Raw genomic sequence first — 23162 nt, forward strand, 5'->3', positions numbered from 1 at the left:
CAGAGAAACCGTGCGCAATATAAAAATATAACGTTAGCTTTGATAGAGACATTTGTTGCTAAAAAGTGTCAAAAACGCTACGGTTATATCTTTGAGAGATATTATTTTTGATAAAATTGTCTTGTGCGCTTATAGGATGGCAAGTCTGATAGTAAAAGTGCGCTGCTGCCATGATGGATTTTACTTCTAAGGAATGATGTATGAACGCACATGTAATACAGTCGTCAGTTTTAACGGACCATGGCAGCGTATTATCGCCGCTTAATAACATGGCCAGATGTCTTGCTTTGCCGCTTATGTTTGGTAGTAGTGCCATATTGGGGTTGTCTTCGGCGCAAGCGGCAACGAGCAGCGTCGAGCAAGTGACTATCTATCAAGGGCTGGCAAGCGTGACACGGGCGCTGCCCATCACAGGTAATGGTGAACAAACCGTTGTGTTTTCATGTTTGTCACCTCAAATGGACAAAGAGAGTCTAAGCGTACAAGCGGTGGGTAACGTCAATGTCGGTGAAATCAGTATTGAAGAATTGACTGGAGAGCAAGCAGCGCAATGCCAATATCAAGGTGATGCTAAGGTACAGACGCAGCAAAGTACTTTAGCCAATATCAATGCAGAATTGGAAGCAGCACGCTTAGCAAAAGCATATTTACAGAATTTGACCAAAGCCACTCAGGTCAATACGGATAGTACGATTGCTAATAATGCGCGTGATATAGAAACTCAAGCAACTAGTATTAACCAAAGAATTTTAGAGATTCAACAGCGTCAGGCGCGTGCTCAAGATGCACTTAATCAGCTTATGTCAGGCAGCGCGACATCAACCTTTAATAATGTGACACAGGTGAGTGTACGCACGGCCAGTCGCTCGCCAAGTAGCGTTAAGTTGCACTACCAAGTGCGCGGCGCAGGTTGGGAACCTGCGTATCAAGCCCGCCTAAACACAAATAGTGAGCAGTTAAGTATCACAGCCTCTGCAATTATTGCTCAGCAAACCGGTGAGAATTGGACCAATGTACCTGTGACACTCAGTACCGTTAATCCCAATCAGAGTACGACAGGGCAACTGCCGTATGTGCAGCGTCTGTCATTATATGAAGAGAATCAAGATGCTAAGGTTAGGCGTGAGTCACCTATGATGGATGCTGCTCCTGTGATGATGGCAGAAGCGGCTTACACCAAAGGAGCAGGAGTCAGTATGGCACCGCTACCGAATTTCACCGTCAGTAGTCAAAATAAAAATGGCATCATCGAGTATCGTTTGCCGCAGCTGGTTAGTATTCCAAGTGATGGCAGACGTGTACGTACAGTGATTGGAGAGCAATCTGGTAGCAGTAAGCTATGGATTCGCAGCACACCAAGCGTCGAGACTGCCGCCTACTGGTATGCCTCAGCGCCATTTTTGACACCAGACTGGGTCGATGGTTCGCTACAGCTGTACCGTGATGACAACTATGTAGGTCAATCACGTTATAGCTACCAAATGCTAAAAGAGCAAGGGATTGGGTTTGGTAGCGATTCAAATATGATTGTGAAAGAGCTGACCAACGAAGACAAGCAAGGCGAGAAAGGCGTGCTGAACCGCACGCAAACCATAACGACCACCAACGCCTATCAATTTACCAATCAGCATAATCGCAGTGTACGCTTGCAGGTGTTGGGCAGTGAGCCTATCAGTCGCGACGACAGTCTAAAGGTTACGGTCACTCATACGCCGCCTGTAACCGAACGAGATTGGAATGACAATCAAGGCATAGTAGCATGGGAGTTCGATTTACCAAGCAAGCAGTCACAAGTGATACGCTCAACGTCTCAGGTTAGCTATCCCGCCAATAAAATGCTAGCTGGCAATCAATAAGTAAAACCTTAAACGATGCTCTTTATTTTTGCTAAAAAGCATTGGTATAACAGATTATTATAAAAGGAATGCTATGTGTATCGTCGCCATTGCTTGGCAGTTATTTGATGAGCTGCCATTGGTATTATTGTCCAATCGTGATGAGTTTCTGGAGCGTCCAACTGAGTCGCTACATCAATGGTCTGATCAGACTATTTATGCTGGGCGTGATAAGCAAAGCGGTGGCACGTGGTTAGGTATTCATCAAGAAAAAAAGACAGGTTTTTTTGAACAGAATGGTCGTTGGGCTGCGGTACTAAACTTTCGTGATGGTGTGCAGGCAAGGACGGACGAGCGTTCGCGCGGTGCGCTCGTGACTGACTTTTTGACAAGTACTATTAGCCCAATGGATTTTGCCCGAAAGATTACTTTGCAGGACTACGCTGGGTTTAATCTTATTATTGGTGATACAGCACAAGCCGTCATTGTCAATAATCGCGGTCATGCGCCAACGCCATTATATGCAGGTTTGCATGTGCTTTCTAACGGTCAGCCAGAGGACAGTTGGTTTAAGACGGAACGTTTACGTGGCAGGCTACGGCAAGAAGTATTGCCTCTTATTGCTGAAAATAGTGCACTCGAATACTGGCAAGAGGCTGCCTTTGATGTGTTATCTGACAATACGCCAGCACCAGCAGATAAGCTGCCTGATACTGGCGTGGCGTTTGAGGTGGAGCAGATGCTGTCTTCTGTTTATATTGAACCAGTGGCTTTTGGCAATACAGAAAACAATGTACCCACTTATGGGACTCGTACCCAAAGTATTTTGACGTTGCGCAAAGAGGGCGCTACGGGCGCAAACTTCACGGCCAATATTACCAGTCGAGAGTTTGATCATCACTCAAAATAACTGAAACCAATAGCTGGAAAACAATAGCTGAACAACAATAAAAAACACCCTTGGTAATGGCTAAAAACTCTAGCAATTACCAAGGGTGTCTTTTATTACATTATAAATTGAGCGATTTATTACACTATCAAATGATTTTCTTGCTCAGGGATAATCAGTTCTTGCTTTAGGGGAAGCTCGCGTACCAGTTCTTGCAAGGCACGGCGATAAACGCCTCGTTTAAAATGAATCACTTGTCCGAGTGGATACCAGTAACTGACCCATTGCCAATGGTCAAATTCCGGCTTCCCTTCATCGAAGCGGATATGTTGAGTATTTGCCTCATCTAAGCGCAGCAAAAACCATTTTTGTTTTTGCCCAATACACAAAGGGTGTTGTCCATGTCGCACATAGCGTTTTGGCAAACGATAACGCAACCAATCTTGCGTCACTGCCAACAAGTCTACATGACGCGGATGTAGGCCGACCTCTTCCCAGAGCTCGCGATACATCGCATCCATCGGCGTCTCTCCGCGGTCGATACCGCCTTGCGGAAACTGCCAAGCGTTGTGACCAATACGTTTTGCCCACAGAACCTGCCCTTGTGTATTTGCCAAGATGATGCCGACATTGGCGCGAAAGCCGTCTGCATCTATCATGACTAAACCTTTTTGATTTATTTAAAATAGCTTATTTTGATTTAAAACCATGACAATAATCATAATTATTATAAGGTGATTGTTGTCGATATTAGGTCAAAATAAGATTCATTACCGTTATTAAACCAAGAAACAAGCAAAATGTGTAACAGTATTTTGCTATAAAATGTTTCACGAGTTTAGCTGTTTAAAATCAAGTAGTTATAAATAGACTTTTGTAAGTTTATTTAAAGGGTATTACGGCAGGGGTAAGTTTCAGTAATGGCGGCAATATAAGTGTATTGGTATTAATCTACGACTCAAGAAATATCGTTATCAATAAACTATGAATTAAAGAAGCTAGACTAGCTACACATGACTAAGGTTATGGCAATAGCCAACGACAGTTAACGACAATGGCGATATAAAATCTCGCTTTGGCTTATGCTACACTAGCAACGTGATATAACTACCAGTACGGTATTAAGGCAACAGGTATTATTAAAAATAAAAAGCAGAGAACCTGCTAATTGAAATCTAATAATTGAAATAAGGAATAGGCAAAATGTCAGAGTCAAAAGCAAGTGTTACGTGGCAAGAAAACAAAGCATTTATGGGCGTGTCACCGTCAGGACATAACGTACAGATCGATGCAGACAAAGGAAAAGGCGCCAGTCCAATGGAGCTGATTCTATTAGGGCTAGGTGGTTGCGCTAGCTATGATGTGGTAGAGATTTTACAAAAATCACGCCAAGCAGTGACAGATGTACGTTGTGAGCTAACCGCACAACGTGCTGAAACCGTACCAGCGGTATATACCGATATTCATATGCATTTCGTGGTGACGGGTCAAGACGTCAAAGAAAAACAAGTCGAAAAAGCCATCCATTTATCAGCAGAAAAATACTGCTCAGCCAGTAGAATGTTGGTACAGGGCGGCGTGAACGTCACTCATGACTTTGAAGTTATAGCAGGGTAGAGGCGAATATATTAATGAATGCACTTTTGGAGTTGGTCTCTAATACCGCAGCATCTGCCATTTCGGCAATGGTGGCGGCAAGCTTACTACCATGGTTAGTATCAATCGTTGCAAAAGCATCTGGCGGTTTTAAGCTCAGAAATAATGCGCATCCTCGCGATTTTTTTCAGCATGCGACAGGGGTTGCAGCACGTGCTAATGCGGCACAGCAAAACAGCTATGAGACATTGCCTATATTTTTGGCGGCTGTCCTAACAGCGATGCTATTCTTCGTTCCGCAGGCGATTATCAATGTATTGGCTTGGCTATATGTGCTGATTCGTATTGGTTTTTGTGTGGCTTATATCACCAATTTGTCGGCTTTTCGCTCGATACTTTGGGCGTTATCGATGGCTTGTTCTTTGATGCTATTTTATTTAGCGATTCGAGTGAGTGTATAACGCTTGAGAGCTAATTTTTACAGGGTCTAGGGCGTATCATCAATCAGCACATTAATACATTTAGTGGTCTTAAAATGGCTAAATTTTGCTAAACATCGTCAGTAATTTTGTCAATATATTCATATTAACGGCAATTTCTTCCTTGTTTATCTGTAATTTTTCTCATTTTAAGCCTCACAATCTAATTGATGACACGCCCTAGATCAACCAAATATGAGCAGGTGATTATTGTTGTATGCTAAATTGTAGCGCACTGATAATCACCGCTTTATTTTTCTCTCGTTTGATAGCATCCCATAAGACTCTTGCTTCGCTATAGCCTTTGATGAGCATCGCGAGCCATTGCTTATAGCGACCGACCAATATCACTTCAGTTTTAGCCCGACCTTCCAAAAATTTTATCTGATGGGTGACCATCGCTTCCCACGACAACGTTGCCGCACTTAGCATGGCATCATCTGAACCGCAATCCACACGAGCAACCAAATCTGGACGGGTAACCGCGCCGCGACCTAACATCAAATGTTTTGTACCTGCTTGCGTCATACAGTTCTTTGCATGTTCTGCGTTCCATATCTCACCATTGGCAATCACTGGAATATCAAGCGCGTTAAAACTTTGAATCTTGTCCCAATAGGCTGGTGGCTTATAGCCTTGGGTTTTGGTTCGTGCATGAATGGTCAGCCAATCAGTACCACTGTCGTTAATCGCGCCACGAATATCATCCATTCTACTGGTATCGGTGTAGCCTAAACGTATCTTGGCCGATACTGGAATATCGGCAGGTACTGCTTGACGCACCGCGCTGATAATCTGATACATGGTTTCGGGTTCATCCAGTAATACTGAACCACCACGATGGCTGTTTACCGTTTTAGCAGGGCAACCAAAATTGATATCAATGGCAGGTGCACCAAGCTCAGCAGCATAAGCAGCATTGTCTGCCATAAGTTGCGCTTCGCTGCCTAAAAGTTGCAAATGAATCGGTGTGCCACAGGTAGTTTTGGCCTCATGACGCAATTCTGGCACGTATTTGTAAAACACATGTGCTGGCAAAACGTGCTGAGTCACCCGAATAAACTCGCTCACCGACCAGTCATAGGGACGACCTAAATCTGCCGCAATTTGCGTGAGAATTTGTCGCATTAATGGATCGGTCAAGCCTTCCATTGGCGCAAGTAAGCGGACGGGGTTGGCAAATAACTGACGGATGGTGTTTTGACGTGCTTGAAGTTGCTGACTATTATTCATGCTTGTTGTTCACTACTAAAAGGTTGCTATAACGAAAGATAGAATGAAGCTCGAGATTGGCAGAGATGGAGGAAAATTAAGTCTTACCAAAAATCACTTTTTTACCTGTCTGCAATCCTGATATCAAGTCTTTAATATTATGAATGTCTAAGTTGGTCTGGGCACGCGTGCAAGCAACGTATAGTAAGCGCAACTCTTCAGGGCTTATTTTGACGGCATTAGTGGTGACATCATAATAAAAGTCATCGTCCAACTGTACTTTTCCCCATTCGAGCCCTTTGGCTTTGTGAGCAGTTGAGATGACATAGTCCGCATTTTCGATACTGGTCAAGCTATTGACCGCTTGACTCAATACGTTGGTACCATGATCGTCGACCAATTTCACCAGAGTTTTGAGATCGCTGCCTTCATTGGTTTCGGCGTATTCTTGCACATCGCCCCAATTATAAAAGTATGCCAGTTCAGGCACGCCATAAGCAGACTTACCATTTTTTAAGTTTTCGGCGGCCTGACAGAATTTGAGCATACGATCAGTGTCTGCTTGCAGCGCCACTCTATGACCGAGTTTAAGTCCAGTCAATAATTGCGACATCGCAGCGGCATTGGTACGGCATAGAATGGCATCTTTTTTACTGTGTACCATGCCTTTGTCAGTAGAGGATTGTTTATTAGGATTACCCTTAAGCGGCACATCTTCTTGCAATGCCTTCAACAATGTATTGGCAACTTCTGCAATTGGCTCGCCAAAGCGAAAAGACTGCGTCAATAAGGTTTGCGGCAGTGGCAATTTTTTCATAGCATTGACCGCACCACGCCACTCGTAAATCTGCTGATGCGCATCGCCTACATAGATGACCTGTCGCGGTTGCTGAGTCAAAATCCCCATCATCAATGGATCTGCATCTTGCGCTTCATCAAACAAAATAAAATCCGCTGGAATGCTAGGTTTAGACAATGCCCAAAGCTTCAGATAAATGTCATGTCCAATGCCAGCAGGATGACGTGCATCAATCGACTGTAACCAACGATGCTCTACGGCAGGGTAGAGCATCTCACGCAATTGCTCTGCATCTGACTCATCGAGCCAACTTGGAAACAATATATGTCTGGGTGCAGGGTAGCTGGCATGCGTACTACAAAAATTGCTCACGGCATCACTGACGAAGCGCGATAATCGAGCTGGCGTGAGCGTAATATATTTGTTTATGCCATCCATTTGCCGACGTACTTGGACAGGTTGCAAGCCCAAATCATCGCCGAGGCGTTTGGGTGAAAAGCGCGGCAAGGACAGTTTGGCCGTGATATCACGGGCGACATGACGATAGGCAAGCGAATGGAAGGTGCGACATTCCACATGCGGTGGAAACTTTGAACGAGCATCATTGGCAATCGTTTTGTTAAAGGCTAAATATAAACCGCGTCCGCGCAGGCGCTCACCGATTAATTTTAACGTCGTAGTTTTACCAGCACCCGCATAAGCCACCACTTTGAATGACTTGTGATCCATCGCCATATTGAGCGCATTTAATTGCTCGTCAGTGGGATCGCTCATATAAGCTGGCATAGATGCGGACATAACAAAGTTACCTAAAAGAATAAAACATGGTCAAAAATGATGGGGGTAAAAAAAGCCACTGCATAGACAATGGCTGATTAGTGATAATATAGTCAAAAGAGGTATCGACGATTACTTGAGGCTGAAGTAACCATATTAACAGATTAGCGCGTTGGCCTGTTTTGAATTAACTGGTAAGTTCATTCTTTGTGCGAGGCCGTATTAGCAGCTAAAGCAGCGCTAGGCTCTTCTTTGATTAAAATTTTGGCTAAAAACAAACCAAGCTCAAACAACAACCACATCGGAATGGCAAGCATCAGCATCGATACGCCATCGGGCGGTGTGACGACTGCTGCTACGGCAAAGCAGCCCACAATGATATAGCGGCGTTTGTCTTCTAGACTCTGAATGGAGACAATGCCAGTCAATATCAATAGCAAAGTGACGACTGGAATCTCAAAAGTTAAGCCAAATACCATAAACAGTTTGAGTGCAAAGCTTAGATAACTGTCGATATCTGTCATTGGTAGGACGTTTTGCGGGGCAAACATGATAAAGAACTTTAGAACCCCTTTGAGTACGATGAAGTAGGCAAACGCTACGCCAGAATAAAATAAGAATATAGAGGACAGTAGTACTGGAATCGCGATTTTCTTTTCTTTTTTATATAAGCCTGGTGCGACAAACGACCAAATTTGATACAGAATATAAGGCATGGCAAAGAACGCAGCGACAAAAACGGTCAGGCGTATCGGTGCCATAAAGTTGGAGGTGATGTCCGTCGCAATCATGGTCGAATTGGCGGGCAGTTGTGCAACCAGTGGGTCTGACAATAGGTTGTATAGCTCGCGTGAAAATCCGACTAGCGCCAAGAATATGACCAGTACAGCAACACATATCTTGATTAAGTGTCTACGTAACTCAATCAAATGCTCTGTGATAGGCATATCAGCCACAGCGCTTAACGCATCTGTAGACTCATTTTTATCCATTGCATCGGCGGTTGTTTCTTTATCTGAACTAGCGGCTTTTTCTTGGCGGCTTTTTTTGCGTTTGAATAATCCCATCAATCAGACTCCTGTTTATTGTCAGAAGTTTGCGTGCTTACAGGACTATTTAATAAAACATCGGCTTTATAATTCGGTAAGTAGGGAGGCATAGGCAGACGGCGAGCTTTGTCATAAGCACCAAGACGGAACCACATGTTTTCCCAAGGTTTGGTCGTGATGTTTTGAACCACTTGATGAGTACTATCCTGAGGTGCCCTGCCTGTGGAAGAGCCGTGTAAACTGTCGTCTGATTCTAATGGCTGCTTAGTATCTGCTAGTGTCGTATCTTGCCCATAGGCGTAATCGAATTCTTTAGGCGTGACTGACTGACTTTTTTGTTCACTACTATTTTGCTCACTATTATTTTCATTAGCCTTGCTATATGCACGTTTATCGACAGTATCATGTGTTGCATGAAATTGTTGGTTTTGAGAGTTTTCAAACTCTTTCATATTGCCACGCATTTCTGCTAGCTCGCGTTTCATATCCGACTCAGTCTGGCGAATTTTGGCCAGCTCTTTTTGCATTTGCTGCCGTGTTTCAGCCAAGTCTAATTCAGCCTCTATTTCAGACTGTAAGGTAGAAACCGTGCGGCGAATTTTGGCATACCATTGCCCAGCCGTCCGTGCTGCCTGAGGCAGTTTTTCTGGACCCAGAACAATCAAGGCGATTATGCCAAAGAGGAGTAATTCGGAAAACCCAATATCAAACATAATGGTTGAGTGTCACTATCTAGGAACTACAGGCTGGCGAAGTGCTATAGGCATTATACGTTGTGCTTATCGTCAGTTGGGGCTGCGTTGATATCGCTATTATTGACGTTGTCAGTAGCTGAGCGATCTGTGGTACGGGTATTGTTATCGTGATCAAGGACGGCGTGCTTTTTAGCATGCTCTGTATTTTCGTCTTTGACCGCTTCTTTGAAGCCCTTAACTGCGCCGCCCAAATCTTTGCCAGCATTTCTCAGTTTAGAGGTGCCAAATACGACGACCACCACAACCAATAGTATCAGCCAATGCGTAATAGAAAAACTGCCCATAAAGCTATCCTCATGTCTTGGTTTTCAGTCTGTATATGAATACTTTACATTTATAGCTTTGCGTTTATCACATAGCAATATAGTAAACAAAAAGTATCGACATATAATGCGACGTTAAAAGAGCTATATTATAACCTGCAGTTGTGACAAAAGGGTGAAATCGCAAAATAATCAAACACAGTAGCTGATTATTTTACGATTTCACAAGGCTGTCTTCATTAGACTGATTTTACAATATCACAAGTTATCGTGACGCCTTTTCATCAATGCCTGAGAGTCCAAAGCGACGACCTAACTCGTTTAATACAGCGTCTGATTCAATATCGAACCATGCCAGTCCAACCAACGTATGAAACCAGACATCAGCCACTTCATAAATGAGCTCATGACGTGCCTCATCATATTGCGCTTTGTCTAGGCTTTCATCACAACTGGCAAAGTCTTTGGCAGCGATGATGCTTTCGGTACTTTCTTCACCGACTTTTTCTAATATTTTATTCAACCCTTTGGCGTATAGGCTTGCCACATAAGAGCTATCAGCATCTGCTTGCTTACGTTCGGCCAATACATTATCAAGCTGCTGCAAAATAGAGGCGTTCTCTGTTTGATTAGACTCAGCGTTAGTGTCATCTTTAGCAGTGGTGTTATTGGGTTGCAGATTGGTTTGTAGACTGCTATCCGCCGTCTCAGTTGATGCATAAATATCCGCAGGGTCTTTTAGTACTTTATCAACGGTTTCCCACTCAGGCGTTTGTCCAGATAAATCTAAACGCTGATAAAAACAAGACTCTCGGCCAGTGTGGCAAGCAATGCCGCCAGCTTGGGTGACATTGAGTACAATCACATCTGCATCACAGTCCAAACGAATATCGTGGACGGTTTGAGTATGACCTGACGACTCGCCTTTATGCCATAATTTGGCACGTGAGCGCGAAAAATAAACCGCCGTCTGCGTTTGTGCAGTCAACTGTAAGGCTTCCGCATTCATCCATGCCATCATCAAAATACGCCCAGACTTATGGTCTTGAGCAATTGCAGGAATCAAACCATCATCATTAAATTTTATGGCAGCCAGCCAAGCAGGTAAAGTCATAATATATCTGTCATCTTATAAGTATGAAGTAAGGAATGGTCAATGCATCAAGCGTGCTCACTCTCTTGATATGGTGAGCGAAGAAGCTGCTTAAGCAAAGACAGTATTTTAAGAAAAACAATGTTAAAGATTAACTAAGTGTGGGTATAGCGCTTCTTTTAAAGTGTTATTGAGCGCAGTCACTTTATTTAGCCGGAAGTCGTAACTGAGAAAATGCAGCCGTGCTTTAGCCACTGTTTCACCCGTATGCATCCGAGTGGCTTTTATAACCATATTGCCGCCGTTATCATACAACGGCTCAACGCCTATCTCAAACAGGAGTTGGTCACGCAATCGTACACGACTATCAATGTTTAACTGTAACTCATCAATAATTAAGCCTTGATAGTCGGCATTGATCTCTTTAATTCCTTTGGAGTATAAGAATCGCGCGCGCGCTTCAGTTACCAAGGCTGTCAATGACTCGAGTGTCAGATGCTGGCCTATATCAACCTCAGTATGACGTACACGCATGACTGTTTCAAAGACAAATAAATCGTTATCAAAGTCCAACTCTTTTCTTGGCACATTATTTCCTAGTTTGACGGCAGGTGATGAGTTCTGCTGAGCTTGATATAGATTGGTAACATCGTAACGATGCCGACCGTATGATATACGGCTAATAAGTGTGATAAGCAGTTTTGTATTATTAGCGCCTAAACTATACCAATACTCACTCTCTACTTAAGCACAGCTTAAGCTGACATTCAATCTATTTGCAGAGGATTTTCCTGTTTTATTGGTGTTTTTATGAGAAAGGCTAGCAGTCGGTTCATACTCGTTATCTACTATGATGGTTTACTGGGGCAAGATTAAAACTTTCCTTGGCAAAACAGCGTGCTATCTGCTAAAATACGGCCTCCCACCTCGAGGCAAATAGAGGTTTAGTGGTTGTTTTTAAAGCCACTATTCGTTATGTACTATTTGACGACCAGGTTCTATCAAAGACAAAGAGGCAAATCATCATGAAAGTTAAGATGAAAACCAGAAGCGGTGCAGCTAAACGCTTCAAAAAAACAGCAAACGGCTTCAAGCGTAAGCAAGCAAATAAAAGCCATATCTTGACCAAGAAATCAGCTAAGCGTATTCGCCAGTTGCGCGGTCTTAAGATGGTGGACAAGTCTGACGAAGCAGCAGTTCGTCGTATGTGCCCATACATCTAATAGCCTATCGTCATATACATTTAATCAAGCGCTATTCAATTAATAGCCACTTAATTAAAAATATTTGACCTTGCAATCTGATAACGATGTCTACTATTCGATGACATCGTGATTCGTTTAATAATGATTAAAAATATCTTGGAGTAATTTATGGCCCGTGTAAAACGTGGTGTACAGGCGAATCGTCGTCACAAAAAAATCCTAAAACGCGCAAAAGGCTACTACGGTGCCCGTTCACGTGTTTACCGTGTAGCGGTACAAGCAGTGACCAAAGCTGGTCAATATGCTTATCGTGACCGTCGCAACAAAAAACGTACTTTCCGTCGTCTTTGGATTGCACGTATCAATGCTGGTGCACGCTTAAACGGTTTGAGCTATAGCCGCTTTATCAATGGCATGAAAAAAGCTAACATCGCAATCGATCGTCGCGTACTTGCTGACATCGCTATGCATGATGCAGCTACTTTCACTGCATTGGTTGAAAAAGCAAAAGCGGAACTAGCATAAATATTAGCCTATTTAAATGAATAGAACTAATATTGATTAATAGTACGATATTAATAAAAGCTACCGCTGGTCGGTGGCTTTTTTTATATTAAAATATTTTAGAGCTGACTTTGTTTGCACTATCCGAATTCAGAAAAATTTCGTTTGATGTGCAATTAAATTTTTCGTTGTCTAAATATTCAAGCCATTCATATTATTAGCCTTTATTTTAAAATGAATGGGTAAATGGTTTGCAATATTTGGTCAAACCCCTACAATTACCAATCACTATTATTAATAGTCCGTTTAAATCAGGAATAATGCGTCTTATGACTACCCCTGCTGCTATCAACGATTTGTCGGCGCTACCGACCTTATCCTCAGAGCTCAGTGAGCTGAATGAAGCTCAACTGACTGAGTTTGCTAGTGCCGCTGAAGCATTGGTTTTACAGATTACTGATGCGCGTGAGTTGCAAGATTTGCGTGTGCAATTGACAGGTAAAAAGAGCCCATTAACTGGCTGGTCAAAGCAAATGGGTAAACTCAGTGCTGATGACAAAAAAACCTACGGTGGCTGGTTACATCAAGTCCGTAGCCGTATTCAGCAAGCATTGACTGACCAGCAACAACAGTTGGAAGTGGCCGCATTAAATGCCAAGCTTGAAGCAGAAAGTATCGATATTACGTTGCCTGCTCGTGGTGGTCAAAAAGGTCATTTGCATCCAGTAACGATGATTACTCAGCGCATGCAGCAGTATTTTATTCAAGCAGGCTTCAATGTCGCGACTGGCCCTGAAGTTGAGAGTGATTATTATAATTTTGAAGCACTCAATATCCCGTCGCACCATCCAGCACGTGCGATGCATGATACATTCTATTTTGATGCGCATTACTTACTGCGTACGCATACCAGTCCTGTGCAGATTCGCACGATGGAAAAGAACGAACCACCCATTCGCATTATTTGCCCAGGTCGCGTCTATCGCAATGATTCAGATCAAACCCACTCGCCGATGTTTCATCAGTTAGAAGGGCTTATGGTTACTGAGTCGAGCACCTTTGCTGAGCTAAAAGGCTTGATTAGCGAGTTTTTAGAAGCATTCTTTGCCAAAGAACTGACCGTTCGTTTCCGCCCATCATTTTTCCCGTTTACTGAGCCTTCTGCTGAAGTAGATATCTTAGATGACAATGGCAAGTGGCTTGAGGTCATGGGCTGCGGTATGGTACATCCACAAGTACTAACCAACTGCGGCATTGATGCTGAAAAGTATACTGGCTTTGCATTTGGCATGGGTATCGAGCGCTTTGCGATGCTGTATTACGGTATTGACGATTTACGTCTGTTTTTCCAAAATGACGTGCGCTTCTTAAAGCAATTTGGCTAGAGTTTTCCTTATGCCTATATAGTCAGTTCAAGATAATTTAGATTCAAGGAAGGTGAGTGAAAGTGCTACAAATTGTAGACTGAGCGAGCCTGACGCTGTATCTAGTTTATATAGGATTTACTATAGCAAGTTAATTCGCCAAGCTTTACTCCAACACTTTATTATAAAATTCTGATCCGAGATATTTATGAAAATTAGCGAACAGTGGCTACGTCAATGGGTGAACCCCACGAATACCAGCGAACAGTTGGCCGAACAGTTAACCATGGCAGGGCTAGAGATTGATGATCGTTATGCGGTTGCTCGTGCTTTTAGTGGTGTGGTCATCGGAGAAGTCGTCAGCGTTGAGCAACATCCAGACGCTGATAAACTGCGAGTCACGCAGGTAAATATCGGTGAAGCTGAGCTGCTACAAATTGTATGCGGCGCACCTAATGTCACCGTTGGTATGAAAGCACCTGTTGCCACCGTTGGGGCAGTACTCCCAAGCGATGACAAGAAAGGCTTTAAAATTAAAAACGGTAACCTACGCGGCGTGGCTTCTAACGGTATGCTTTGTGGTGCTTCCGAAATTGATTTAACAGATAGCATAGACGGCTTGCTTGAATTACCTGCAGATGCGCCGATTGGTACAGATATCCGTGAGTATCTAGGCTTAGACAATCAAATACTAGATATCTCTATCACGCCAAACCGTGGTGATTGCTTTAGTGTACGTGGTATTGCACGCGAAATATCAGTCATCAACGACTTACCAATGCAAATGCCAACCATCGCTGAAAACATCACCATTACTGAAAATGCTGCAACGCCAAGCGTTACAGTAAATGCAGTTGAAGCATGTCCACGCTACTTATTACAATCGATTAGCAATATTGATCGTAGTATTGAGACACCAAAGTGGATGCAAGATGCCCTCGTTCAATCAGGACTACGCTCACACAACTTCTTGGTTGATGTGACCAACTATGTATTGATGGAATTGGGTCAGCCGCTACATGCTTTTGATGCAGATACCATCGTTGGTGATATCGTTGTGCGTTTGGCAGAGCCTGCTGAAACCATTACTTTGCTCAATGAGCAAACCATTAGTCTAACGGGTGATGAGCTCGTGATTGCCGATGATAAAGGCGCATTGGCACTTGCTGGTATTATGGGTGGCCAGCGTAGTAGCGTTACGGATAGCACGACCAATATCGTTGTAGAAAGTGCTTTCTTTGGTCAGCTTGCTATCGCTGCTCGTGCACGCCGCTTTGGTTTACATACTGATGCGTCGCAACGTTTTGAGCGTGGAGTAGATTTTGAGTTACCAGAGCTCGCATTGGCACGCGCTTGTGATTTGATTATTAGCGTCACTGGCGGTCAAGCAGGCCCTATCGTAAAAGCTGAGAGTAGTGAGCATTTACCAGCACGTGCGCCAATTACTTTGCCAATCGCGAAAGTACGTGATGTTATCGGGATTGATATTGAGCCAACAGAGATGGTACGTATATTGACTCAATTAGGGTTCGAAGTTGAGCAACAGGCAGATGCTTTAGTCTGTAAGCCTCCATCTTATCGTTTTGATATGAGTATCAAAGAGGATCTTATCGAAGAGATTGCCCGTATTTATGGTTATGACAATATCCCAAGCGTCCTGCCACATTTGCAAGTCAGCATGGATTATGATGATACCGCAGACTTGACTCATGAGATGAAGCTGGCGTTGGTTGATACCGGTTATATGGAAGCTATTAGCTTTAGCTTTAGTGATGCAAAAATAGAAGCATTACTTGATGATGAAGCACTAGGAGAGGTATTAGCACTTGCCAATCCTATCTCTAGTGATTTAGCCGTTATGCGCCGCACCTTACTGTCAAGTTTATTACCATGTGTGCAATATAACTTGAACCGTCAGCAACCACGCGTACGTTTCTTTGAAACAGGCCTTAGCTTTGTCGGCCAGAGTATCAGCGAATTAGTACAGACCCCAAGTATTGCTTTGGTCGCAGTCGGTAATGTGTGGGATGAGCAAGCCTATCAAAATCGTGCTTTAGACTTTTATGACCTCAAACATGATATCGAGCAGTTATTACCTGCGCAAATAGAGGGTGCTCGTATCCGTTATGAGCGCAGTGGACTAAACTTTTTGCATCCTGGTCAAAGCGCTAAATTATATATCGATGATCAGTACGTTGGTTGGCTTGGTCAATTGCATCCTAATACCGCAAAACAGTTAGACCTACCAGCTACTTGGGTTGCGCAGTTGTCACTTGCACCATTACTGACAGTCGCTCGTGAGCAGCATGCCATCAACACACCTAGCAAGTTCCCACAAGTACGCCGCGATATTGCCATTCTAGTCGATAGCGATATTAGTTTGCAGACACTAGAAACCACGATTCGTGCTGCTGCAGGTGAGCTATTGAGGGATCTGTGGTTATTTGATGTTTATCAAGGCGATAAAGTACCGGAAGGTCAGCGCTCACTGGCATTTGCACTAGTATGGCAAGACAGCAGCCAGACTTTGTCTGATGACGTGATAAAAACGTCTACTGATAAGGTTGTGCAAGCGCTAACAGAACAGCATTCTGCGCAGTTACGCGATAGCTAGTATTTAATATAGACAGTAAGCAATGCTCTGTAGCTTTTCTACTTATAAGGCTACGGGGCATTGCTATTAATAGAAAGCCTTAAAATACGTTAAGTAGTTATTAATAAAGGACTTTCATGCGCTTTTTATTAAAAAAACGTCCAAAAACCTTTATAATAGCTAACATTAACCCTCATACCGCTAAACCATGATATTCGACATCACGACATAGCATAGGAGTTGTACTGTGAGCACCTTAACCAAATCTGACATGATCGAGCATTTGATGAGTCACCTTAACCTAACACGCCAAGAAGGTCGCTGTTTGGTTGAGAACTTTTTTGATGAGTTGTCAGAGAGTTTGATTGATGGCAAAGAGGTCAAGCTTTCAGGCTTTGGCAATTTTGAGCTTAAAGATAAAAACAGCCGACCAGGCCGTAATCCAAAAACAGGGGAGCCCGTTGCGGTATCAGCACGCCGTGTGGTTACCTTTAAAACAGGACAGAAATTTCGCCAACAGGTTGATGAACGCCTATTTGATGCCTAATCTAGATGTTTGTATTGATGATGACGGCTTAAGTTTTGATATTTAGGTCGTCGATTGATACTCGTTATATAGTCTAGGTATGTAAGCTATAAGCTAAACATGTTGATGTGCTTAAACTATATATGAGTAGCAATATCAGTGAACATTACAGTATTAGCTTTTTATACATCATAAATAACAGGCACAAAAAAAGAGAGCTAATGCTCTCTTTTTTTTACTACAGTATATTCATCGTATAAACGATAAAATTACTGAGCTGGTTCTTCAACAACAACTTCGTCAGCAGCGTCAACAGCTGGAGTTTCGCTAGCTACATCCATGCTAGTAGTTGCTTCGCCGTCTACAGGAACTTCAGCGTCCATTTCGTCAGTAGCAGTTGCAGCTTGAGCATCAGCGATGTCAGCTTCAGCGCCAGCAACAGCAGCGTCAGCATCAGCAGTTACTTCGCCTTCAGCAGCAGCTTCGTCTAATTCTGCAGAAGCGTCTTGCACTTCTTCTGATGCGTCAGATAAATCTTCAGCAGCGTTTTCTTTGCTGCTGTCACAGGCAGTTAGGCCCATAGTTGCAGTCATGATACCAGCTAGAGCAAGTAATTTAAGTTTCATAGTGTTTTCTCCGGAAAAATGAAATGATCAATAGCAGCAACATGGGTTGAAATCCGAGATTTCTCAGTATTCAACGACTTCCAGTTACAGCTACTCAGCTTGCACGCATTCTATATGTTTTCTATCTAAATGGAAATAGTCCGTACAATTAAGTAACAATAAAATTGTAAGTTTAATTTTACTTCGTATATTGATTATAATTTTTAACACCCTGTTGGATATCAAAAAAATGTAATCAATGACATCAGATTGTTTTTAAAGAAGTTTTTTGGATATTAACTTCTAAATTTACTTGCAATAATTTACTGCTTTCACGATGATTAATCAGTAAATAAATGTAACGTTTGATGTAATGTGAGTAAATTAAAGAGGTGTTATCTATCGAAAGGCCTATTCAGGCTATTATTTTTAATATAATAGGCTAAAGCACCAAGATAAAAAGCAGTATTGGCCGTAACATTATATGAATAACTATCAATACGAGCAGCAGTACCTATCGTATGTTTGAGGAATAAAATTATGAAATGGCAAGGTCGACGTGGTAGTTCAAACGTACGCACCAGTAGTGGTGGCGGTGGAAAGATGGTTGGCGGTGGTATCGGCGGTATTATCATTGCTGGTATCTTATGGCTAGTATTTGGGGTAAACCCCATGACGGCTTTGCAGACAGGTCAAGCTGTTACTGGCGGTGGAAGTAGTGAAACCTCTACTGAAATTGCAACCAGTACGGATCGGGATACACAGTTTGTAAAAGTAGTACTGGCTGACACAGAAGAAGTGTGGCATCAAATATTCAATGAAGCAGGTAGTACCTATAAAGAGCCTTCATTGATTTTGTTTAATGGTCAAGTGAGCTCAGCATGCGGTAGCGCTAGCTCTGCGACAGGTCCGTTTTATTGCCCAGCAGATCAGACTGTTTATTTAGATAAATCATTTTTTGTAGAAATGAGTCAAAATCTGGGTATCACAGGTGATAAGCAAGGCTCTAGCGACGAAGGTAACGAAGGTAACGAAGGTAAAGCGGGTGATTTTGCTCAAGCCTATGTCATTGCGCATGAGGTTGGTCACCATGTGCAGACGTTGCTAGGTATTAGTCAGCAAGTCAACGAAGCCAGCCGTCAAGTCACGCGCGCAGAAGCCAATAAGTTGTCAGTGCTACAAGAGTTGCAGGCAGATTGTTTCGCAGGTGTTTGGGCGCAGCGTAATCAAGAGCGTGTACAGTTTTTGGAAGCGGGCGATATCGATGAAGCCATCAATGCAGCCAGTCAAATCGGTGATGATCGTTTAGCGAAGGCCAGTGGCGGAGCAGTTGTACCTGATAACTTTACTCATGGTACCAGTCAGCAGCGCGTGCAATGGTTTACTCGTGGTTTAGAGAGTGGTAGCGTACAGTCTTGTGATACGTTTAGCGGAGCGCTATAAGTGTATTAGGTATCACTATAAGCGTATCGTAGATCACGATAAGCGGATTTACTTTCAACTTATGAGTTAGAAACAAAAAAGCCTGCAATCAATTGCAGGCTTTTTTGTTTCAGCTAAGATTCCATCAAGGTAATATTCAGCCTTGATAAGATCAATTAACGAGTTTGGTCAAGAATATAAGCACCAGCACCACCTACAGCAGCACCACCAAGTGCGCCACGAGCGATATCTTTGCTGTCGCCGTTACTTTTAAGAACAGCACCTGCAGCAGCGCCCACAGCAGCACCTTTAGCAGTGTTGCTCAAGCCACTGCTATATCCGTTAGTTGCACAGCCGCCCATGATAAGAGCAGAGCTAGTAAGGGCAGTCATCGCAATAGTTTTAGCAAATTTCATAATATCACCTGTTAAGTTATCAAGTTGGTTGATCATAATCAAAACACGATATTTGTATTGTCCAAGTATTTTGATGCTGATATAAAGTATCAAGATACTTGGGCAATAGTCTTAGAATAACCTATTGTGTTACCGCAAGACATATCGTGGTCTGTATTAATAAAGACTGCATTAAATGTATCAAAAATTGATACTGCTGTCGATTTGTGTAGCAGAGTATGCCTATACTAACCCAACTAATAATTTATGCGCGTAGTAAAAGCGCTATTCTTTGCAAATATCCTGTAAAGGATGTTTCTCCACTGTGTCCTTGACGGATATTTTTCAGGAAGTTATTGCACTTGTATAGATAGTAGGTCGGTTGAGATTATCGATTACAACTTTCAGTCCTAAAAATAGAAAAGACCGCTCGAAAGCGGTCTTTTTTGTTTAAGCTAAATGTGTGCTGATTATGCTAAAGCAACTCGGTGTGAGCATTAGTTCTGTGATTTGCGTTTCATTTGCTCAAAGAATTCGTCATTGGTCTTCGCTTCTTTTAAACGATCCAATAAGAATTCAGTGGCTTGTACGCCATCCATCGGCTGTAGCAATTTACGTAAAATCCAAACTTTACGCAGTTTATCTTCATCAAGTAGACGCTCTTCGCGACGAGTACCAGATTTTTTGATATTAATCGCAGGGAAGACACGTTTTTCAGCCAAATCACGCTCAAGCGTAATCTCTTGGTTACCTGTACCTTTGAATTCTTCAAAGATAACGCTGTCCATCTTACTACCAGTATCGATAAGGGCACTGGCAATAATCGTCAAGCTACCACCTTCTTCAACATTACGTGCAGCACCAAAGAAGCGTTTTGGACGCTCTAGCGCATTGGCATCCAAACCACCCGTCAATACTTTGCCAGATGAAGGGATAACGGTGTTGTAAGCACGAGCAAGACGGGTGATTGAGTCAAGTAAGATAACCACATCTTGCTTATGCTCGACCAAACGCTTGGCTTTTTCGATGACCATTTCAGCCACTTGAACATGGCGCTGTGGTGGCTCATCAAAAGTAGAGGCAACCACTTCGCCGCGTACCGTACGTACCATCTCAGTGACTTCTTCTGGGCGCTCATCGATCAATAGTACGATGAGATAACACTCAGGGTTGTTACGGGTAATCGACTGTGCGATGGTCTGTAGCAGCATCGTTTTACCAGCTTTTGGCGGTGCAACGATAATAGAGCGCTGACCTTTACCAATCGGTGCGATCAAGTCGATGATACGACCTGTCAAATCTTCGGTGGTACCATTACCAAGCTCAAGTTTTAGCTGTTCAGTTGGGAATAGGGGCGTCAAGTTCTCAAAGATAAGCTTATGACGTGAGCGATCTGGCGTGTCAAAGTTGATTTCGCCGACCTTTAGTAGCGCAAAATAACGCTCAGAATCTTTTGGTGGACGAATCGTACCAGCGATACTATCACCCGTCTTTAGGCTAAAGCGACGAATTTGGCTAGGGCTGACGTAGATATCATCAGGACCCGCTAAATAAGAGCCTTCTGATGAGCGTAAAAAGCCAAAACCATCAGGAAGAACCTCAAGTACGCCGTCACCATAAATGGCTTCACCGTTACGGGCATGGGTTTTGAGGATAGCAAAGATGATGTCTTGTTTACGGCTACGTGCCATATTATCAAGACCCATTTCTTTGGCGATAGCCAATAGCTCAGCGATTGATTTTTTCTTTAATTCAGTAAGATTCATAGATAGGTCATTAGCAAGTGATCAGATGAGAGATGCCATTAGCAGCACAAGTCACGACATTGATTAAAACAACGATAATATGGCGATAGAGGGTGCGTGCACAGAGCTAGGATTTATGTAGTTTGGGTGTTACGTGTCAGCTTATGTACGAATTGCAGTCGTTTGGTGCAAGGTAATAAGAAATAAATATAAAGAAGGCTACATAAGAGTCTGCGTCAAAAACTCAATATCAGTAATTGTGTTTAGTCATTTCGTTCAGCAATGGTGTTTATAACGACGATTGTGTTTTTGTTGATAAACACGAGGAGAATAGCGATAAGACACTTATGAAAACAATTAGTTTTCTGTTGTCAGCAGACTATACGGTCTTCACAATGGCATTGTCAATAAATTTTGCCAAAAAAGTCATATAATCGAGTCTTTTGCATAAAAAATAAGCAAAAAAGCCACTATCTTAGTCAGATAATGGCTTCTTCTATTACATTGCAGTTTTTAACATGTGCTTGGCTAGCACAAGCTTATAGATGTTTGTCTAGTACTTTTGCCAATTCAGCTTTTGGCTGTAGACCCATTACTGAATCAACTTTTTCGCCACCTTTGAATACAAATAGGGTTGGGATGTTGCGAATACCGAAACGGCTAGCCGCTTGTGGATTGCTATCAACATCTACCTTAACAATTTTGATTTTGCCTTGGTAGTCAGCGGCTAAATCTTCTAAAATAGGAGCGATGGCTTTACAAGGACCACACCAAGCGGCCCAAAAGTCTACCAATACTGGTACGTCTGACTCTAGTACGTCTTTATCAAAGTCGGCATCGGTGGTGTGGAAAATAAGATCTGACATAGTTTTCTCTCTTGTTTTATTATTTCTATCATCATGCATCACATTATATCTTGGTTAGATAGTAGCGTGATGAGTGACCAAAGAATCGTTTAGAAGTGGTGAAAATGTGCCATTATATTAACATGTTTGCTCAAACTTGACAGATGCAGGCTGGTTAAATTGTTTAACAATTGCCATTAGCACAATAAATCGACACACAATAATATAGATTATATTTTGCCTGCCAGTTAATTCTGCCATTTGTATTTTTGATTGAATGATTGCCACTATTTAACATGTCTGACGTATCTCCTTTATACTTGAAATCGCTATCAGTCTCACATTTCAGTCCATAAATAAGTCTGTTTTTTACCTTTACGCCCTAATATAAGTAGCCCATTTTTATGCTTTTTACTGATGAAGAAGTCAACGCTCTTAACGCTCAAGAGAACGCCCGTCCGCTTGAGTTTTTTCAAGCATTTGCACGAGATATTACTGTCTATGAAGACGATGATATTTGGATAGTAGATAAACCCGTAGGGTTATTAAGCGTCAATGGTAAAACGCTGAATGTGAGCTTGCTGGCAAGGCTTGAGCGTGTCAATCCAGCAGTCAAGTTGATTCATCGTCTGGATATGGATACCTCAGGTTTGCTCATTTTTGCAAAAAATGCGGCAGCACAAACCCATATCAGTAAGCAGTTTATTGAACGTTTGCCACAGAAAAAGTATCAAGCCCGTGTCTTTGGACAGTGGGAGAGTGTTGGCGCAACTGGCAAGATATCAGTGCCAGTACGCTACGAGCCTGCGACCAAACCGCGCCATATCGTCGACCACGACTGGCCAAAGCATGCGTTAACTATGTATGAAATATTGGCTCATGAAGAGTGTAATGGTCATGCAGTGACACGAGTGATGCTAAAGCCGGTTACCGGTCGTAGCCATCAGCTGCGCGTCCATATGGTGCATGTTGATCACGTGATGATTGGCGACCCTATTTATGCTGAAGGTGCTGCGTTAGAGATTGCTCCAAGGCTCAATTTGCATGCACAGCACCTGCGTCTAAAGCATCCCGTATTGGGTGCATGGATGGACTGGGAAAGCCCAAACCCTTTTTAACCAAACCCTTTAGATAAGTCATGCAAATTGGATAAGTCATGCAAAAACAAGGACGGTATTATGCTTGATATCATAGCAGCAAAGCAGGCGGCA

General features: G+C 42.8%; 23 protein-coding genes. 11 read left to right on the forward strand and 12 right to left on the reverse strand.

The features are described from left to right. The first annotated feature begins 200 nt into the window (after positions 1–200). Both AAEY75_RS10745 and AAEY75_RS10750 read left to right on the forward strand, forming a co-directional pair. Positions 201–1856: a DUF4139 domain-containing protein gene (locus AAEY75_RS10745; RefSeq protein ID WP_352259563.1), complete on the forward strand. Its 1656-nt coding sequence runs from the start codon at positions 201–203 to the stop codon at positions 1854–1856. A 73-nt stretch (positions 1857–1929) separates the two neighbouring features. After that, positions 1930–2745, forward strand: a complete 816-nt coding sequence (locus AAEY75_RS10750; protein ID WP_352259564.1) for an NRDE family protein — start codon at positions 1930–1932, stop codon at positions 2743–2745. A 119-nt stretch (positions 2746–2864) separates the two neighbouring features. Here AAEY75_RS10750 and AAEY75_RS10755 read toward each other — a convergent pair whose 3' ends face one another. Continuing rightward, the gene (locus AAEY75_RS10755) at positions 2865–3383 is read right to left on the reverse strand and encodes an RNA pyrophosphohydrolase (protein ID WP_110923585.1); all 519 of its coding nucleotides are present in this window, start codon (positions 3381–3383) and stop codon (positions 2865–2867) included. A 544-nt stretch (positions 3384–3927) separates the two neighbouring features. On the opposite strand from AAEY75_RS10755, the gene AAEY75_RS10760 reads away from it, so the two are divergent. Together AAEY75_RS10760 and AAEY75_RS10765 are read left to right on the forward strand one after the other, a co-directional pair. Further along, complete coding sequence (locus AAEY75_RS10760; RefSeq protein ID WP_197218078.1) at positions 3928–4341, forward strand: OsmC family protein; 414 nt, start codon at positions 3928–3930, stop codon at positions 4339–4341. Positions 4342–4355: 14 nt separating this feature from the next. Then, on the forward strand, positions 4356–4781 hold the full coding sequence (locus tag AAEY75_RS10765) for an MAPEG family protein (protein WP_197218079.1): 426 nt from the start codon (positions 4356–4358) through the stop codon (positions 4779–4781). A 225-nt stretch (positions 4782–5006) separates the two neighbouring features. Here the strand turns inward: AAEY75_RS10765 and AAEY75_RS10770 are convergent, their stop codons facing one another. The 7 genes from AAEY75_RS10770 to AAEY75_RS10800 form a co-directional block, all read right to left on the reverse strand. Then, positions 5007–6032 (reverse strand): tRNA dihydrouridine synthase, encoded by a 1026-nt coding sequence (locus tag AAEY75_RS10770; protein WP_197218080.1) that lies wholly within the window; start codon positions 6030–6032, stop codon positions 5007–5009. 76 nt (positions 6033–6108) lie between these two features. Further along, entirely contained in the window at positions 6109–7608 is a 1500-nt protein-coding gene (locus AAEY75_RS10775; protein WP_197218081.1) for a UvrD-helicase domain-containing protein, read from the reverse strand. 179 nt (positions 7609–7787) lie between these two features. Beyond that, the gene (gene tatC, locus AAEY75_RS10780; protein ID WP_197218082.1) at positions 7788–8654 is read right to left on the reverse strand and encodes a twin-arginine translocase subunit TatC; all 867 of its coding nucleotides are present in this window, start codon (positions 8652–8654) and stop codon (positions 7788–7790) included. Next, positions 8654–9349 carry a Sec-independent protein translocase protein TatB gene (gene tatB / locus AAEY75_RS10785; RefSeq protein ID WP_352259565.1) on the reverse strand — a complete coding sequence of 232 codons (696 nt, stop codon included), beginning with the start codon at positions 9347–9349 and terminating at the stop codon, positions 8654–8656. Before tatB ends, tatC begins: the two co-directional genes overlap by 1 nt. Before the next feature lie 53 nt (positions 9350–9402). Continuing rightward, positions 9403–9675 (reverse strand): Sec-independent protein translocase subunit TatA, encoded by a 273-nt coding sequence (gene tatA, locus AAEY75_RS10790; protein ID WP_197218084.1) that lies wholly within the window; start codon positions 9673–9675, stop codon positions 9403–9405. Positions 9676–9919: 244 nt separating this feature from the next. Beyond that, the gene (gene hisIE / locus AAEY75_RS10795; protein ID WP_352259566.1) at positions 9920–10768 is read right to left on the reverse strand and encodes a bifunctional phosphoribosyl-AMP cyclohydrolase/phosphoribosyl-ATP diphosphatase HisIE; all 849 of its coding nucleotides are present in this window, start codon (positions 10766–10768) and stop codon (positions 9920–9922) included. Positions 10769–10891: 123 nt separating this feature from the next. Next, positions 10892–11335: an acyl-CoA thioesterase family protein gene (locus tag AAEY75_RS10800; protein WP_352259567.1), complete on the reverse strand. Its 444-nt coding sequence runs from the start codon at positions 11333–11335 to the stop codon at positions 10892–10894. A gap of 437 nt (positions 11336–11772) precedes the next feature. Between AAEY75_RS10800 and rpmI the strand changes: the two genes are divergently transcribed. From rpmI to AAEY75_RS10825, 5 genes are all read left to right on the forward strand, one after another. Then, positions 11773–11970 carry a 50S ribosomal protein L35 gene (gene rpmI / locus AAEY75_RS10805; RefSeq protein ID WP_010197866.1) on the forward strand — a complete coding sequence of 66 codons (198 nt, stop codon included), beginning with the start codon at positions 11773–11775 and terminating at the stop codon, positions 11968–11970. A 150-nt stretch (positions 11971–12120) separates the two neighbouring features. Next, on the forward strand, positions 12121–12477 hold the full coding sequence (gene rplT / locus AAEY75_RS10810) for a 50S ribosomal protein L20 (RefSeq protein ID WP_011281252.1): 357 nt from the start codon (positions 12121–12123) through the stop codon (positions 12475–12477). A 308-nt stretch (positions 12478–12785) separates the two neighbouring features. Continuing rightward, positions 12786–13841, forward strand: coding sequence for a phenylalanine--tRNA ligase subunit alpha (pheS, locus tag AAEY75_RS10815; protein WP_110923575.1), 1056 nt, complete (start codon positions 12786–12788; stop codon positions 13839–13841). A 187-nt stretch (positions 13842–14028) separates the two neighbouring features. After that, the gene (pheT, locus tag AAEY75_RS10820) at positions 14029–16434 is read left to right on the forward strand and encodes a phenylalanine--tRNA ligase subunit beta (protein ID WP_352259568.1); all 2406 of its coding nucleotides are present in this window, start codon (positions 14029–14031) and stop codon (positions 16432–16434) included. Positions 16435–16660: 226 nt separating this feature from the next. Further along, a complete protein-coding gene (locus AAEY75_RS10825; RefSeq protein WP_110923573.1) occupies positions 16661–16960 on the forward strand; it encodes an integration host factor subunit alpha in 300 nt (99 codons plus the stop codon). A gap of 248 nt (positions 16961–17208) precedes the next feature. Here AAEY75_RS10825 and AAEY75_RS10830 read toward each other — a convergent pair whose 3' ends face one another. Beyond that, complete coding sequence (locus AAEY75_RS10830; RefSeq protein WP_110923572.1) at positions 17209–17565, reverse strand: hypothetical protein; 357 nt, start codon at positions 17563–17565, stop codon at positions 17209–17211. 519 nt (positions 17566–18084) lie between these two features. Here AAEY75_RS10830 and ypfJ point away from each other — a divergent pair. Further along, complete coding sequence (ypfJ, locus tag AAEY75_RS10835) at positions 18085–18987, forward strand: KPN_02809 family neutral zinc metallopeptidase (RefSeq protein WP_352259569.1); 903 nt, start codon at positions 18085–18087, stop codon at positions 18985–18987. A gap of 155 nt (positions 18988–19142) precedes the next feature. Here the strand turns inward: ypfJ and AAEY75_RS10840 are convergent, their stop codons facing one another. From AAEY75_RS10840 to trxA, 3 genes are all read right to left on the reverse strand, one after another. Continuing rightward, positions 19143–19382 (reverse strand): YMGG-like glycine zipper-containing protein, encoded by a 240-nt coding sequence (locus tag AAEY75_RS10840; RefSeq protein ID WP_110923570.1) that lies wholly within the window; start codon positions 19380–19382, stop codon positions 19143–19145. Positions 19383–19858: 476 nt separating this feature from the next. Next, entirely contained in the window at positions 19859–21127 is a 1269-nt protein-coding gene (gene rho / locus AAEY75_RS10845; RefSeq protein WP_025651526.1) for a transcription termination factor Rho, read from the reverse strand. A 518-nt stretch (positions 21128–21645) separates the two neighbouring features. Then, a complete protein-coding gene (gene trxA / locus AAEY75_RS10850) occupies positions 21646–21972 on the reverse strand; it encodes a thioredoxin (protein ID WP_194197946.1) in 327 nt (108 codons plus the stop codon). Positions 21973–22355: 383 nt separating this feature from the next. Here trxA and AAEY75_RS10855 point away from each other — a divergent pair, with 383 nt between their 5' ends. Then, entirely contained in the window at positions 22356–23069 is a 714-nt protein-coding gene (locus tag AAEY75_RS10855) for an RluA family pseudouridine synthase (RefSeq protein ID WP_352259570.1), read from the forward strand. The last annotated feature ends 93 nt before the right edge of the window (positions 23070–23162 follow it).

It is taken from the genome of Psychrobacter sp. TB55-MNA-CIBAN-0194 (assembly GCF_040309505.1).
Lineage (GTDB): Bacteria > Pseudomonadota > Gammaproteobacteria > Pseudomonadales > Moraxellaceae > Psychrobacter > Psychrobacter fozii.

Coding starts and splice junctions, on each gene's coding strand:
- trxA (WP_194197946.1), bottom strand. CDS start 21,972: ATGTCAGATCTTATTTTCCACACCACCGATGCCGACTTTGATAAAGAC.
- tatB (WP_352259565.1), bottom strand. CDS start 9,349: ATGTTTGATATTGGGTTTTCCGAATTACTCCTCTTTGGCATAATCGCC.
- AAEY75_RS10830 (WP_110923572.1), bottom strand. CDS start 17,565: ATGAAACTTAAATTACTTGCTCTAGCTGGTATCATGACTGCAACTATG.
- pheT (WP_352259568.1), top strand. CDS start 14,029: ATGAAAATTAGCGAACAGTGGCTACGTCAATGGGTGAACCCCACGAAT.
- AAEY75_RS10855 (WP_352259570.1), top strand. CDS start 22,356: ATGCTTTTTACTGATGAAGAAGTCAACGCTCTTAACGCTCAAGAGAAC.
- rpmI (WP_010197866.1), top strand. CDS start 11,773: ATGAAAGTTAAGATGAAAACCAGAAGCGGTGCAGCTAAACGCTTCAAA.
- AAEY75_RS10745 (WP_352259563.1), top strand. CDS start 201: ATGAACGCACATGTAATACAGTCGTCAGTTTTAACGGACCATGGCAGC.
- AAEY75_RS10750 (WP_352259564.1), top strand. CDS start 1,930: ATGTGTATCGTCGCCATTGCTTGGCAGTTATTTGATGAGCTGCCATTG.
- hisIE (WP_352259566.1), bottom strand. CDS start 10,768: ATGACTTTACCTGCTTGGCTGGCTGCCATAAAATTTAATGATGATGGT.
- AAEY75_RS10765 (WP_197218079.1), top strand. CDS start 4,356: ATGAATGCACTTTTGGAGTTGGTCTCTAATACCGCAGCATCTGCCATT.
- pheS (WP_110923575.1), top strand. CDS start 12,786: ATGACTACCCCTGCTGCTATCAACGATTTGTCGGCGCTACCGACCTTA.
- ypfJ (WP_352259569.1), top strand. CDS start 18,085: ATGAAATGGCAAGGTCGACGTGGTAGTTCAAACGTACGCACCAGTAGT.
- AAEY75_RS10760 (WP_197218078.1), top strand. CDS start 3,928: ATGTCAGAGTCAAAAGCAAGTGTTACGTGGCAAGAAAACAAAGCATTT.
- AAEY75_RS10840 (WP_110923570.1), bottom strand. CDS start 19,382: ATGAAATTTGCTAAAACTATTGCGATGACTGCCCTTACTAGCTCTGCT.
- rplT (WP_011281252.1), top strand. CDS start 12,121: ATGGCCCGTGTAAAACGTGGTGTACAGGCGAATCGTCGTCACAAAAAA.
- rho (WP_025651526.1), bottom strand. CDS start 21,127: ATGAATCTTACTGAATTAAAGAAAAAATCAATCGCTGAGCTATTGGCT.
- tatC (WP_197218082.1), bottom strand. CDS start 8,654: ATGGGATTATTCAAACGCAAAAAAAGCCGCCAAGAAAAAGCCGCTAGT.
- AAEY75_RS10775 (WP_197218081.1), bottom strand. CDS start 7,608: ATGTCCGCATCTATGCCAGCTTATATGAGCGATCCCACTGACGAGCAA.
- AAEY75_RS10755 (WP_110923585.1), bottom strand. CDS start 3,383: ATGATAGATGCAGACGGCTTTCGCGCCAATGTCGGCATCATCTTGGCA.
- tatA (WP_197218084.1), bottom strand. CDS start 9,675: ATGGGCAGTTTTTCTATTACGCATTGGCTGATACTATTGGTTGTGGTG.
- AAEY75_RS10770 (WP_197218080.1), bottom strand. CDS start 6,032: ATGAATAATAGTCAGCAACTTCAAGCACGTCAAAACACCATCCGTCAG.